The 13,357-nt window shown below is 34.1% G+C and carries 14 protein-coding genes; 13 read left to right on the top strand and 1 reads right to left on the bottom strand.

What is annotated here, in order from left to right; all coding sequences use genetic code 11:
* The first annotated feature begins 83 nt into the window (after positions 1-83).
* On the top strand, positions 84-998 hold the full coding sequence (fba, locus tag J3U71_RS10340) for a class II fructose-1,6-bisphosphate aldolase (protein ID WP_103751911.1): 915 nt from the start codon (positions 84-86) through the stop codon (positions 996-998).
* 79 nt (positions 999-1,077) lie between these two features.
* Here the strand turns inward: fba and J3U71_RS10335 are convergent, their stop codons facing one another.
* Positions 1,078-1,647 carry a histidine phosphatase family protein gene (locus J3U71_RS10335; protein WP_267394159.1) on the bottom strand — a complete coding sequence of 190 codons (570 nt, stop codon included), beginning with the start codon at positions 1,645-1,647 and terminating at the stop codon, positions 1,078-1,080.
* Positions 1,648-1,836: 189 nt separating this feature from the next.
* Between J3U71_RS10335 and J3U71_RS10330 the strand changes: the two genes are divergently transcribed.
* The 12 genes from J3U71_RS10330 to J3U71_RS10275 all read left to right on the top strand — a co-directional run bounded on the left by J3U71_RS10330 (position 1,837) and on the right by J3U71_RS10275 (position 13,337).
* The gene (locus J3U71_RS10330) at positions 1,837-2,364 is read left to right on the top strand and encodes an NAD(P)H-dependent oxidoreductase (protein WP_267394157.1); all 528 of its coding nucleotides are present in this window, start codon (positions 1,837-1,839) and stop codon (positions 2,362-2,364) included.
* Between the two features lie 298 nt (positions 2,365-2,662).
* Positions 2,663-3,526, top strand: coding sequence for an aldo/keto reductase (locus J3U71_RS10325; RefSeq protein WP_267394155.1), 864 nt, complete (start codon positions 2,663-2,665; stop codon positions 3,524-3,526).
* A gap of 309 nt (positions 3,527-3,835) precedes the next feature.
* Complete coding sequence (locus tag J3U71_RS10320; protein ID WP_267394154.1) at positions 3,836-5,326, top strand: BglG family transcription antiterminator; 1,491 nt, start codon at positions 3,836-3,838, stop codon at positions 5,324-5,326.
* Positions 5,289-5,744 (top strand): PTS sugar transporter subunit IIA, encoded by a 456-nt coding sequence (locus J3U71_RS10315; RefSeq protein ID WP_267394151.1) that lies wholly within the window; start codon positions 5,289-5,291, stop codon positions 5,742-5,744. The genes J3U71_RS10320 and J3U71_RS10315 overlap by 38 nt, the downstream gene beginning before the upstream one ends.
* Positions 5,745-5,755: 11 nt before the next feature.
* Entirely contained in the window at positions 5,756-6,223 is a 468-nt protein-coding gene (locus tag J3U71_RS10310; protein ID WP_267394149.1) for a PTS sugar transporter subunit IIA, read from the top strand.
* A 13-nt stretch (positions 6,224-6,236) separates the two neighbouring features.
* On the top strand, positions 6,237-6,566 hold the full coding sequence (locus tag J3U71_RS10305) for a PTS fructose transporter subunit IIB (RefSeq protein WP_267394147.1): 330 nt from the start codon (positions 6,237-6,239) through the stop codon (positions 6,564-6,566).
* An 80-nt stretch (positions 6,567-6,646) separates the two neighbouring features.
* Complete coding sequence (locus J3U71_RS10300) at positions 6,647-7,690, top strand: PTS fructose transporter subunit IIC (protein ID WP_416381437.1); 1,044 nt, start codon at positions 6,647-6,649, stop codon at positions 7,688-7,690.
* Between the two features lie 66 nt (positions 7,691-7,756).
* Positions 7,757-8,656, top strand: a complete 900-nt coding sequence (locus J3U71_RS10295; RefSeq protein WP_267394142.1) for a ketose-bisphosphate aldolase — start codon at positions 7,757-7,759, stop codon at positions 8,654-8,656.
* Between the two features lie 52 nt (positions 8,657-8,708).
* A complete protein-coding gene (locus tag J3U71_RS10290; RefSeq protein ID WP_267394139.1) occupies positions 8,709-9,575 on the top strand; it encodes an ROK family protein in 867 nt (288 codons plus the stop codon).
* A 208-nt stretch (positions 9,576-9,783) separates the two neighbouring features.
* The gene (locus J3U71_RS10285; RefSeq protein ID WP_267394136.1) at positions 9,784-10,605 is read left to right on the top strand and encodes a PRD domain-containing protein; all 822 of its coding nucleotides are present in this window, start codon (positions 9,784-9,786) and stop codon (positions 10,603-10,605) included.
* Positions 10,606-10,621: 16 nt separating this feature from the next.
* Positions 10,622-12,547 (top strand): PTS glucose transporter subunit IIA, encoded by a 1,926-nt coding sequence (locus tag J3U71_RS10280; RefSeq protein WP_267394134.1) that lies wholly within the window; start codon positions 10,622-10,624, stop codon positions 12,545-12,547.
* Positions 12,548-12,557: 10 nt separating this feature from the next.
* The gene (locus tag J3U71_RS10275) at positions 12,558-13,337 is read left to right on the top strand and encodes an alpha/beta hydrolase family protein (protein WP_267394132.1); all 780 of its coding nucleotides are present in this window, start codon (positions 12,558-12,560) and stop codon (positions 13,335-13,337) included.
* Positions 13,338-13,357: the final 20 nt, after the last annotated feature.

Below are 13,357 nucleotides of genomic sequence, written 5' to 3'. Positions count from 1 at the left end.
CGCTTACATCGATTAAAAGATTGCTCAAGACTTCGTTATTACGGTACAATGTGACTGTAAGATTAATAGGAGGTAATTTATTAATGGCTTATTTAGATAATGGTAACCAAATCTTTAAAGATGCTCGTAAAAACCATTATGCAGTCGGTGCTTATAACACTAACAACTTGGAATGGACACGTGCAATTTTGCAAGCAGCTGAGGAAACTAGAACCCCAGTTTTAATCCAAGTCTCAATGGGTGCTGCTAAGTACATGGGTGGCTACAAGATTGCTAAGGATATCGTTGAAGATTCAATGGACGCAATGGACATTTCAGTTCCAGTCGTATTGAACTTGGATCACGGTGACTTTGAAGCTGCTAAGGAATGTATTGCACTTGGCTACTCATCAGTTATGTTTGACGGTCACGCATTACCAACTGACGAAAACTTAGCTAAGACTAAGGAAATCGTCAAATTGGCTCATGAACGTGGAATTTCCGTTGAAGCTGAAATCGGTAAGATTGGTGAAAACCAAGGTGCTGAAGGCGGAGAATTAGCTTCTGTTGAAGATGCTAAAGCTTTCGTTGCTGCTGGTGTTGACAAGCTTGCTTGTGGTATCGGTAATATCCACGGTGTTTACCCAGCTGACTGGAAGGGTCTTAACTTCGATCGTTTGAAGGAAATTGCTGATGCAGTTTCTGTTCCACTTGTATTGCACGGTGGTTCAGGTATTCCTGAAGAACAAGTTAAGAAGGCTATCTCACTCGGAATTTCAAAGGTTAACATCAACACTGAATTCCAATTAGCATTCCAAAAAGCAACTCGTGAATACTTCGAAGCTCACAAGGATGAAGACAAGGCTAACAAGGGCTATGATCCACGTAAGCTTTTACTTCCTGGTACTGAAGCAATCACTGATGCAATGAAGGAAATGATCACTTGGCTTGGTACGCCATCAATTGATGACAAAATTAAGTCAGCTGCTTTCGATAAGAGCTCATTAAACTTAGAATAATTACCGAGTTGTAATGAAATTAAAAAGGCTAACTCCTGAATGGAGCTAGTTTTTTTTATTAAAAAATAAACGATTCAAGCTAACAATCTGGATTAAAAAGTGTTTTTAACCGAAAAATATCATCGTCAAAGTCGTATTTTAAGACAGAACAATTCTTAATTCTTTCAGTCCTTTTGAATGTATTGTACTTTTTCCAGACTTTATAGAAATTAGCGATGGCAGCACCATGTGACACAATTAAAATATGCTTATTAGGTGATTGGCGCACAATTTTTGTAATTTCTTGGTTAATGCGAGCTGTTAATTCCTTCTGCGATTCGCCGCCAAATTGAACGAAAAAATCATTGTAGGGAAGTGGCGGATTTAAATGCTCACCTTCACCTTCATAAGTACCAAAATTCCATTCACGCAAGTTTTTATTTGTTTTAAATGGCAAATCAGTAATTATTTTAAGTGTATCAATTGCTCGTTCAGAGGTAGAAGAATGGGCTTCGTCCAGTTGGACATGCTCTTTTTCGAAATACTCCTTTTTAGTAGCCTTTGCTTTCTGAATTCCCAATGGGGTGAGTGGTGAATCACAAAAGCCTTGAATTTTGTGTTGAACGTTAAATAATGTTTGCCCGTGTCTTACTAAATATAATGATTTCATATTTTTCCTCTTCTCCTAGTAAACAGCTATTTTCTATTTTACCTGAAGACTAAGTAAAAAGTTATGCTATTTTTCACTTATGCGTTTTGCGCATACCAAATGATGAAAGATAAGTATTTTACATGGTTTGATGAACGGCTTAAACTAAAAAATAATTGTTAATATCTTTATATAAGGAGATAAGAGTTTATGAAAGTAACAGTTTTAGTTTTCCATCCACATCTTGCTCAGTCGCGCGTTAATGCTTTTTTCATCAAACAATTGCAAGAGAAATCTTTGCCAAATGTAGCTATCTATGATGAATACCGATTGTATCCTCAGGGCCAAATTGAGGTTAGTCAGGAACAACAGCTGTTAGAGCAAAGTGACCGCATCGTTTTGCAATTTCCGTTTTACTGGTATAGTAGCCCCGCCCTTTTGAAAAAATGGGAAGATGTCGTTTTAGAACATGGTTGGGCCTATGGAACTAATGGTGATAAACTGCATGGCAAAGAATTGCAGTTAGTTGTTTCTGCTGGAGCGCCAGCAGAAAATTATCAGCCAGATGGTGCATTTCACGTGACAATGGCAGAATTATTATCTCCTTTTAAAGCAACTAGCAACTTAATTGGGACTAAATTCATGCCTCCTTTTGTCACCAAAGGTGTCATGCAGCATTTAGATGATGTTCAATTGGCTAAACGTGCACAAGAGTACATCGAAACAATAACGAAGTAGGCAATTTTTTACCGAGTTAAGTTTAAAGCCGGTAAAAATGGAATAAACAAGGTAATTGCTGCACAAAAAAAAATTGCTCTTCATATCAACAGTTGAAACTGATTATTGCTTTTTCGAAGAGAGCAAGCATTTGAATTATCATATTCAAATAATCATGATTTTACCAGTCATACTCTGCAAATAAATAGAAGCATATTCCTAAGTATTAGGTAATAATTTACAAAAAAATCTTGACTTAAAGCGTGCTTTAAGTCCTATACTTCTAATAGAAAATTAATCCTAAACAGGGAGGAATAAGATGATTTTAGATAAGACATTAACGTTAAACAACGGAGTCAAAATTCCTAAATTAGCATTAGGTACATGGGAAATTAATAATAATCAGGTTCCCCAAGTGGTCGAAACAGCTATTCAGCTTGGCTACCGACACATTGATACTGCGCAAGCATATGGTAACGAAGCTGGAGTGGGATTAGGAATAAAAAATTCTGGTATTCCACGTGAGCAAATTTTTGTTAATTCAAAAGTTGCCGCCGAAATCAAAAATTACGCCGATGCCAAGAAGTCGATTGATGAATCTTTGTCGAAAATGGCGCTTGATTATTTAGATATGATGATTATTCATAATCCACAGCCTTGGAACGAAGTTAATCAATCAGCTGATCGCCATTTTGAAGGTAATTTGGCAACTTGGCGTGCATTAGAGGATGCAATGAAGGAAGGCAAGCTGCGAGCAATTGGTGTATCGAGCTTTGAGCCAGATGATTTAACTAATTTAATTAAAAATAGTGCGACTAAACCGATGGTAAACCAAATTTTGTGTCACATTGGTGCAACACCGAAAGATTTGCTTGCTTTTTCACAAAAACAGGGAATTGTTGTTGAATCATTTTCACCTGTTGCCCATGGAGCGGCCTTGAATAATCCGGTAATAACTCAAATGGCCGATAAGTATCATGTATCAGCGGCCCAACTCTGTATTAGATATGATTGGCAGCTAAATACGGTAGTGTTGCCTAAAGCGGCGCAAGCTGATCATATTAAGCAAAATACAGAAATTGCTTTCGAAATAAGCGCCGAAGATATGCAAACCCTGCAAAAAATTAATGCAATCGATTATGGGGAAGCCAGTCATTTTCCAGTATTTGGCGGAAAATTGTAACCTGGACAACGTTCAATTTTTAAAAATTTTATATTAAACTTAATTTAAGTTACTTATTCTTTGTTGTTGAATAAGTAACTTTTTTTTGCCATAAATATTGGCTCTAATTTTTTATCAAAAAAGTATTTTAGTAGTAATTAGTAAAGAGTAATCAGCTTTGTAGCTAAGGCAGAAAAGAACTATTAATATAACTTTTTTGTGGAACTTGTTTTTAAACAAATGTCCTTTGCAAGAATTTACTACGGACACTTTTTAATTATTTAAGCGTTTACATAAGAAGCAAAATATAATTATCAGGAGGGATGAAAAGTGCAAAAAGAAATTAGTCAACAAATTATTGATTATCTTAAAGTCCACAATCGGTTCATAACTTCTGATGAACTATCTGATGGGTTAAATGTTTCAAAAAAAACAATTTCTCGCCATATCAATAGTTTAAATGAAAAGTATCCTAAACCAATTATTGTTTCTCAGAGGGGGCGAGGTTATGAACTAGACTATTCAAATTATTTAGATTACGCGAACCAAGATTTTCATCATGATTCGTCAACACATTTAAGACAAGAAAACATGTTAACTAAGTTACTATTTGCGTCACCAAACGAAGTGAAGATTTATGACTTGGCAAATAGTTTATACATAAGTGAATCAGTTTTATGGAATGATGAAAAGCAGATAAGCAAAAAAATAAAAAAATGGAACTTAAAGCTTAAGCGTAAGCAACGATCTATTCAAATAGTTGGTAATGAAAAAGACATTAGAAGTGCGCTCATTGAATTAGTGCTTCACATTAATAACTCAACTGATATAGAAACTTTACGCAGGAATACGGATCGGTCTCATCAAAAAGATTTCAATTTTGCACTAAGTCAGGTTGAAATGGCTTTACGCGTTTTGAATGGTTCACTGACCTATCCATATAATATAAATTTTTTTGCTCATATTTATATTTTGCTTACAAGGGCAAGAAAGTACAAGTCAGTTGACAAATCAATTGCCTCCGAAGGTAATTTACAAGTAGAAATAAAAATAAACCCTGAAATTTTCAGTGTTTGCAAGACTATTATTAATAACATTAAAAAATATCTTGGAATTACCGGAACTGATATAGATTCGGAAGTTTATTACTTATTTAAATACTTATTAACATCGAGATTTAATTCATTTGATGGAATAGTTCTGGATGATCGTGATTTGGCGGAAGAAGTAACTGATTTCTTTATACAAGAAGTTTCACAAAATTTAGATTGCAGTTTTGAGCTATCAATTAAAGATGAGATAAAAAATCATGTCCTAGCAATGATTAGTAGACTAAAGATGAAAATTTCTCTGCCTAATGCTCTGTTGAATGATATTAAGTTAGAATATCCCGCTGTATTTTCTGCAACAAAGAAAGCCGCAGTAAAAGTAAGTCGAAAGTTTGGATTACCAAAAATTTCAGATGATGAAACAGGCTTTATCTGCTTGTATTTTGCCAAATACTACGAAGAAAAAAATAAGTCTAATGCAAAGGTAAAAGTGTATGTAATCTGTACAACTGGAATTGGTACTTCGGGAATTATTTCAACCAAGATAAAAAATAGTATTCCAGAAATTGAAATTGTTGGATTAGCATCAAACTTTGACATTAGAGCAATTTTAAAGAAACAGCCAGCTGTTGATTTATTAATTAGTACTGTTCCAATAGATTGCCATGGAAAGGTTCCGATTGAACTGGTAAGTGCATTTTTTACAAAGAAGGACGAACAGAAGGTGAAAAACGTTGTCAGAAAAATCCAAAATGAGCGCAACCTTGTTTAAAGGCGCGGATAGTAGTGTAATTAGCCAAAAAAGTGCTTTTAAGGAAGTGGCAATTAATATTTCCAGAATTATGAAAATCGATTCAAAAAATGTAATTGACAGTTTAGAGAGAAGAGAGAAAGCTAACAATACTGCCTTAATTCAGGGATTAGCAATTCCTCATATAATTTTGGAAAAGAATTTTTCACCTTGGCTGTATGTTTTTAAATCTAACAAATGCATTGCTGATTGGCACTGCCTAGATGACTCAAAAGTAACAGTTTTAATTTGTTTAGTAGTTCCTAAAAAAATTAATCAACAAGATGGTAATTTTAAAAAAATAATGTATGTTATCAACAAATTAGCAGAAGAAGATGTTGTTTCACAAATTAGCAAAACTAAAACTGCCAAACAGATAATAAATATTTTAGAAAGTTAGGAGTTAAAAATTTGTCGGAAAAAATAGTAGACATTGCTAAAATTGTAAATCCTGACTTAATTAAACTCAATTTAGTCGGCACTACAAAAAAAGAGGTAATAGACGAACTTAGCGATCTTTTAAAAAAGGATAATGATGTAGATAATAAACAGGTTTTTGTTGAAGATGTGTTTAAGCGTGAAACTGAAGGAGAAACAGGTATCGGTCAAGGTGTTGCGATTCCTCATGGTAAGTCACCAGCAGTTAAAAATACAACAATTGCAATTGGGTTAAGTGATCATCCAATTCCATGGGAAACACTTGATGATAAGCCGGTAACCGCTGTGATTCTCTTTGCGGTAAGGGATCAAGATGCAAGCACCTTGCACTTGAAACTTTTGCAACAAGTAGCAATTTTATTATCAGACGACGATTTTATTAGTAAGCTTCATCATGCAAAAACTAAAGAAAACGTGATTCACCTTTTATGTAAGAAATAAGGAGATGATTTATATGAAAATTGTTTGTGTATGTGCTTGTACGTCGGGAATAGCTCACACGTATCTGGCAAAAGCAAAATTAGAAAAGGCAGCAGAAGAGCTTGGAGATGAGATACATATTGAGACCCAAGGAACAATTGGTACAGAAAATGAACTGACTCCTGAACAAATTGCTAAAGCAGACGTTGCGCTACTTGCAGTAGATATTGCAACAACTGGTGATGAGCGCTTTAAGAATCTACCAATTGTCAAAATTGGCACTTCATTGGTTGTAAAGGCGCCAAAGCAATTGCTTCAGAAAATTGAAAAAGAAGTCAAAGTAAAGAAAAGTCAGAAAGCGTGAGATAAGTGAATAATTTTATTAATGGTGCCAAAAAAGCGGGATCAGCTGTTAAAAAACACTTGTTAACCTCAATTTCGTATATGCTTCCGTTAATTGTTGCCTCGGGGCTGCTTATTGCAATTGGTAATCTAATGGGAGGTAAGCAAGTTACTACCTTGGCTCAAATGAATTTTCCTAATGCAATGACAACGTTAGGTGTTTTAGGAATGGGCTTATTACCATCATTTATAGCTGGTTATATTGGCTACTCAATAGCTGATAGACCAGGTATCGCTCCGGGTTTTTTATCAGGTCAAATTGCTTCATTTCTTGGAGCAGGTTTCCTGGGAGGCATTATTGGAGGATTTATAGCTGGATATATAGCTTTAGGAATAAAGAAAATCAAGGTTCCAAAGTGGGCAAGTGGGCTAATGCCAATGCTTATTGTTCCTACTATAACTTCAATTTTTACAGCATTAATTATGTTTTTCTTATTAGGCAATCCTTTAACTGCTGCGACTATTGCTCTAAATCATTTTATAACTGGGCTAGATCGCTCGCAAAGAGCTTTATATGGCTTCTTAATCGGCTTAATTGGCTGTGCTGATTTTGGCGGAGCAATTAGTAAGATTCCTAATTTGATTTGTGATGGGTTATTATTAGACGGAATTAAGGGACCTGAAGGGATAAAAGTTTTGGCGGCAATGGTACCTCCATTTGGGATAGCTATGTCATACTTATTTGCCAAACTTTTTCATAAGAAAATTTACACTAAACGTGAGGTTGAAACAATCGAAGTTGCTTTTCCAATGGGGTGTTGCATGATTACTGAAGGGGTTATCCCAATTGCAATGAATGATTTGCTTAGAACACTTCCTTGTACTTGGATAGGTTGCGGTATTACCGGCATGATTAGCTATGCATGGGGAAATGAAAGCCCCGTTCCTTCAGGAGGAATTTTCGTGATTCCTGCAATGTCAAAACCTCTTGTAGCAATAATTGCTTTGGTTGCAGGTTCTTTTGTTACGGGAATTTTATTAGCAATTATAAAAAGACCTTTAACTGATGAACAAGTTAATGGATCCTCTGAAAAAGAAGATGAAAAAGAAGAAGATGTTGATTTGTCAGGAATTAACCTTCAATAAATTACTTGTAAATTAGTTTTAGAAAATTATTCAAAAAGTTTTTAAAAATATTTAAGGAGATAAACAATGACTTTAGTAAATATGAACCAATTAATGGAAGTAGCTAGAAAAAATAATTTTGCAGTAGGTGCATATAACGTTTCAAACTTGGAGTTAATGCGTATTGCAATCGAGCAATGTGAAGCAGACTATGCTCCAGCAATTATCATGATTCACCCAACAGAATTGCGATATTGCAAAGATGACTTCATTAGTTATGTTCTTACTCGTATTCGTGACAGTAAGATTCCTGTTGCCCTTCACCTTGATCATGGTGATTCAGTTGATAGCGCAACTCGAGCAATTCATGATGGGTTTAGCTCAGTAATGATTGATTTATCAGCAGAAGATTGGAAAACTAATGTTGCTTTAACTAGGGAAACGGTTAAAATGGCACACAGAGTAGGTGTTTCTGTTGAAGGTGAAGTTGGTACAATCGGTCAAACTGGAGTTCACGTTGAAGGACATAAAAAAGAGGGTATTTATACCACGCCGGAAGAAGCACAAAAATTTGTTGAAGAAACAGGCGTTGATACGTTAGCAGTTGGCATAGGTACTAGTCACGGTATCTATCCATCAGATGTCACGCCAAAGATTAGAATTGATATTTTAAAAGATATTGTTAAGGCTGTTCCGGACACACCACTTGTTTTGCATGGTGGTTCATCAAATCCAGATGAGCAAATTGCTGAAGCAGTAAAGAATGGTATAAATAAAGTAAATATTTCTTCTGACTATAAACATGCATTTTTTGAAAAAGCTCGCGAAATTTTGACTAAAGATGATGGTTGGGATCCTAATAATTTATTTCCAGATGCAATTAAAGCAGCAAAGCTGGTTGTTCACCATAAGAATAATTTATTTGATGCTGTTGGCAAAGCCAAATTATACGAGGGAATGAATCCTTGGCGTGCAGACAAGATATAGCAATAGATAATGGGTGAGGGCGTCGGTCCTCATTTTTTTGAAGGGAAAAGTAATGACCAGATTAGGTTCAATTGAAGCTGGAGGAACAAAGTTTGTTTGTTCAGTTAGTGATGAAAACTTGAATATTATTGCCAAAACTAGGATACCTACTACTTTACCCAGAGTCACTATGCCACTAATTTATCAATTTTTTCAAAAATATCAGCCTGACGCGATTGGCATTGGGTGCTTTGGCCCAATAGGAATTGATGAAACTAGTAAAAACTACGGCAAAATATTAGAAACTCCGAAGAAAGGATGGGTAAATTATTCATTTTTAGAGGAAATAAAGAATCACATAAATGTACCTGTATTTTGGACAACAGACGTCAACGCTGCCGCTTACGGAGAATTTAAACTCGGTGCTGGGAAAAAACTTAAGAATATTGTTTACTGGACAGTGGGAACAGGTATTGGTGCTGGAGCAATATGTAATGGAAAAATTTTTACGGGCCTATCGCATCCTGAAATGGGGCATATATTGGTTGTGAGAAACCAGTACGATCATGTTGACGGAACGTGTAATTATCATTTTGACTGCTTAGAGAGTTTGGCTAGTGGACCTGCAATTGAAAAAAGAGCTGGTAAAAAAGCTGAAGATTTATCTAAAAGTAGTAAACAATGGGATTTAGAAGCTTACTATCTTGCGCAAGCATGTGTCGATGTAGCAATGGTTTTATCACCTGAAAAAATTATCTTTGGTGGGGGTGTGTCGAACCAAGAGCAATTGTTTCCAAAAATTCGTTACGAATATAATAAGATGATTGGACATTATTTAGAAACTCTATCACTAAATGATTTTATTGTTCATGCAAAACTGGGTGATAATGCTGGTACAATGGGTTGTCTTTTACTAGCCAAAAACAAGTTAAGTATTTAAAATACTCATTTTTTGAAATCGCTTGCAAATAAAACCAGAATTGTTTATACTCTAATAAGATGAAATTGTTAGCTTAGGCGCAAAATTCGTCATTTTATTTTTTGAATATAGGTGTTATTTCGTTATGAAAGCAAGACTAAAGGAAGGATAGCATATTTTGCTATCAGGAATTTAGTCTTTTTTTTGTTAAATTGGGAGGAAACTAATCATGAAAGTCCTTCGTAAACTAAATAATAGTGCGGCTATTTGTTCGAATGGATTTTCTAATTCAATAATTGTTATTGGAAAAGGAATAACATTCGGTAAAAAGGAAGGTGATGAAATTGATAAATCAAGAATTGATAAAATCTATACAAGCTCAAATAAGGAAACTATTGACTTAATTCAAAAAATTCCTGATGAATATTTTGAAATGTCAATGGTCATAATCAGATATGCTGAAAGGAAGTTGGATCAAACATTAACTGATGATGCTTATTTTGTTATCTCGGATCATATTAAAGGAATTATGTATCGCTATAAACATAATATTCAGATGCCGTTTGGTTTTATGCAAGAAGCAGAATTATTTTATAGAAATGAATATCGTGTTGCAGCATGGATTCTTGATTACCTTGATGCAGCATTAAATGTAGAGTTACCTGAAGATGAAATTGGTTTCTTAACTATTGATGTTGTCAATCTTATTGGAAATAACAATGGAATGGAGAAACTAAAACTAATTATGGAAGTCGCTCGTTTGGTTGAAAATGAAGTAAATAATGCTTTTACAAATCTTGATAAACAGAGTTTTTCTTATAAAAGATTTAAAACACATCTACAATATTATGGATTTCGATTTGTTTCAAATAAAGAATATATAGATCAAAATATTAGTTTTGATTTTGATGAAGATTTTATTAATAGTACTAAAGAATTGATTAATAATATTAATAAAAAATTAAATGAGAAATATGGCCATTCGATGGATAAAGTTGAACAAAAGTATTTGCTACTACATTTACAAAGACTAATTTATTCGAATTGTTAATAAACTTGGAGGAAAAATGGCTTTAGATTATGAAAAAATGTCTAAACAAATTTTGCAAAATATTGGTCAAGCAGAAAACTTAACTACTGTTAATCATTGTGCAACCAGATTACGTTTAGGCGTCAAAGATATTAATAAGATAAATAAAAGTGAATTATCTAGAATTGATGGGGTATTAGGAGTAGAAGTAATGCCTGACCAAATTCAAATAATAGTTGGTCAAATAATTGAAGATTTATATCATTCGTTTAAGCAAGTATCTGAGTTTTCTGATACTCCTTCAATGGGTTCAGCAAAATCGTTAGGTAAAAAGAAAAATATTGGCACACTTTTTATCGACTTTTTGGAATTAGTTGCCAAAATCATGGCTCCAGTTATTCCCGCTTTAATTTGTGCCGGTTTTTTTTCATTAATAATTATCATTGCACAGATGTTCTTCCACCTGAAGACTACAAATTCAACATACATTATTTTAAATAGTTTAGGGCAGACAGCACTATATTTCTTGCCGGTAATGGTTGCCTATTCTTCTGCCAAGCAATTCAATACGAATCCAGTTTTGGCAATTATGCTTGCTAGTTTTCTGCTATACCCGGATTGGAATAGTCTTGTAGCCAAAGGAACTTCATCTGGATTTACTTCATATTTTGGCTTACCAGTACATTTACAAACTTATAATGGACAAGTTGTTCAAATTATCTTGTCAATTTGGATAATGAGTGTTCTTGATCGCTGGCTAAAAAAAATAATTCCAAATGCTGTTCGATATTTCTTGAAACCTGTTTTACTAATGTTGATAATGTCAGTGATTACACTAACTATTACAGGTCCTTTAGGCGGATTATTTACAAATAGTATTAGTCTTTTCATCGACTTTTTGAGAAAAAATGTACCGTGGCTGACTGTGCCAGCAATTTACACATTTGCGATGACAGTTGGCGTTTTTATGCCAGGCTTTCATCTTGCTTTAATTCCAATTGCCACACAAAATTTAAGTACATTAGGATACGACGATATTATTAATATTTGGTTTATGGCAGGTACTATGGTACCGGGATTTGTTGCTTTATGGGTAGCATTGAAGACTAAGAATGTTAAAGGGAAGAATATTTCTTGGACTGCTGCTATATCAGCTTTGTTTGGCGGAATCTCAGAACCTACATTGTATGGTATTTTATACAAGATACCAGTTCTCTATGGTGTAAACTTTATTACAGGACTTACACTTAGCATTTATAACGGAATCGTCGGAACTAAGGCTTATGCCTATGGGGCATATTATTTAACTAATTTATTGCTATTTTATAATTCAAAAGATCCGTCAAATCTTTACAAAGCAATTGGTGGTATCATACTCGTAGCTCTTATTTCTTTTGTTGGAGTTTGGTTTACTAAATGGTCTTGGAACGACGAAGCTAGTGATACACTTCCGAAACTTAAATCTATCTTTGGTCGTGGTCGGTCTACAGAAATAAGTAGTAATTCCCCTGTTAAATTTGCCCATAAATTATCTGATACGACTATCAATGCACCAGTAGCGGGAAAAATTGTTTATCAAAAAGAAATTAAAGATCAAGCATTTTCTAGTGGTAGTTTAGGTAGTTGCTTTGGCGTAGAACCAGCTAATGATGATATTTTTTCTCCAATTGATGGAGTTATTAATTCCATTGCTCCAACAAAGCATGCAATAACGATACAAGGAAACGCCGGGGATAATGTAATGTTGCATTTAACACTTGATTCAATGAAAGTTCAACCTGATGATATTACAATATTGATTAAAAAAGGAGAACAAGTAGTGCAGGGACAAAAAATTGCTATTCTTCACCGTAAGAAGCTGCAGCAAAGAAAGCTTGATGATACCGTGATAACGATACTGTTAAATTCTAGTGATTATCACAGCGTAACTTTAGATAGTAATAAGTTAATTGCAAAAGTTTAGGAGGAATCTAATGAAAGAAGAATTACATTTTTTAAAATGCATTGATCATGAAGTTCCAATGCAAATTGAAATTCCAGAGGGAAAAAGAAAATGTCCAGCAATGTTGCTAGTACATGGATATATGTCTGCCAAAAATTGTGATGGTCACATGCTTGAAAAGATTAGTTCTAGACTTGTGAAAGAGGGAATCATTGCAGCTAGAATTGACCTGTGCAGTATGGGAGAAAATCTTTGCTCAAGAGAAAAATATGGTATGAGAACAATGATTGACGAAGTAAAAGCAAGCTTTAATTATCTCAAAACATTGGATTATGTAAAAGCTGATTATATTGGTCTTCTCGGACACAGTTTGGGTGGTAGACTTGTTTTTACGTGTTCAACATTGCCCGCAAAATTAATAGTTACTTTAAATGGTGCAATTAATACAGAGGAAATGATGGTTCCTAGTTATAACAAACTTGAAATGAGAGAACTAGGATATAGTATTATTCATACAAGTGATGGCAGAGCAGAATTAATTTATCATCGTTTTGAAGAAGATATGAAAGATACTCTTAATAATAATATACGTAATTTTAAAAATCCAATTTTAGTATGTATTGCTGCCAATGATCCAACTTTAAATCCAAAGATAGGATTTAATTTTGTTAAAAATTGCAATATGAATAACGTTGATTCTATAGTAATTAATAATGCAAATCATACATTTAATGCCAAGACAGGTGATTACACTAAACTGAATGAACTAAATGATAAGATGATTCCATGGATTACAAAACAAATGGAGTAAAAACTATGATAAAAGGATTG

This window comes from Lactobacillus sp. B4015, from assembly GCF_026536055.1.
In the GTDB taxonomy this organism is placed as follows: domain Bacteria; phylum Bacillota; class Bacilli; order Lactobacillales; family Lactobacillaceae; genus Lactobacillus; species Lactobacillus panisapium.
This window is presented reverse-complemented; position numbering and strand designations above follow the sequence as displayed.

What these genes read in the sequence shown, in the direction of transcription:
- fba (WP_103751911.1), top strand. Translation starts at nt 84, where the DNA reads ATGGCTTATTTAGATAATGGTAACCAAATCTTTAAAGATGCTCGTAAA.
- J3U71_RS10335 (WP_267394159.1), bottom strand. Translation starts at nt 1,647, where the DNA reads ATGAAATCATTATATTTAGTAAGACACGGGCAAACATTATTTAACGTT.
- J3U71_RS10330 (WP_267394157.1), top strand. Translation starts at nt 1,837, where the DNA reads ATGAAAGTAACAGTTTTAGTTTTCCATCCACATCTTGCTCAGTCGCGC.
- J3U71_RS10325 (WP_267394155.1), top strand. Translation starts at nt 2,663, where the DNA reads ATGATTTTAGATAAGACATTAACGTTAAACAACGGAGTCAAAATTCCT.
- J3U71_RS10305 (WP_267394147.1), top strand. Translation starts at nt 6,237, where the DNA reads ATGAAAATTGTTTGTGTATGTGCTTGTACGTCGGGAATAGCTCACACG.
- J3U71_RS10300 (WP_416381437.1), top strand. Translation starts at nt 6,647, where the DNA reads ATGCTTCCGTTAATTGTTGCCTCGGGGCTGCTTATTGCAATTGGTAAT.
- J3U71_RS10295 (WP_267394142.1), top strand. Translation starts at nt 7,757, where the DNA reads ATGACTTTAGTAAATATGAACCAATTAATGGAAGTAGCTAGAAAAAAT.
- J3U71_RS10290 (WP_267394139.1), top strand. Translation starts at nt 8,709, where the DNA reads ATGACCAGATTAGGTTCAATTGAAGCTGGAGGAACAAAGTTTGTTTGT.
- J3U71_RS10285 (WP_267394136.1), top strand. Translation starts at nt 9,784, where the DNA reads ATGAAAGTCCTTCGTAAACTAAATAATAGTGCGGCTATTTGTTCGAAT.
- J3U71_RS10280 (WP_267394134.1), top strand. Translation starts at nt 10,622, where the DNA reads ATGGCTTTAGATTATGAAAAAATGTCTAAACAAATTTTGCAAAATATT.
- J3U71_RS10275 (WP_267394132.1), top strand. Translation starts at nt 12,558, where the DNA reads ATGAAAGAAGAATTACATTTTTTAAAATGCATTGATCATGAAGTTCCA.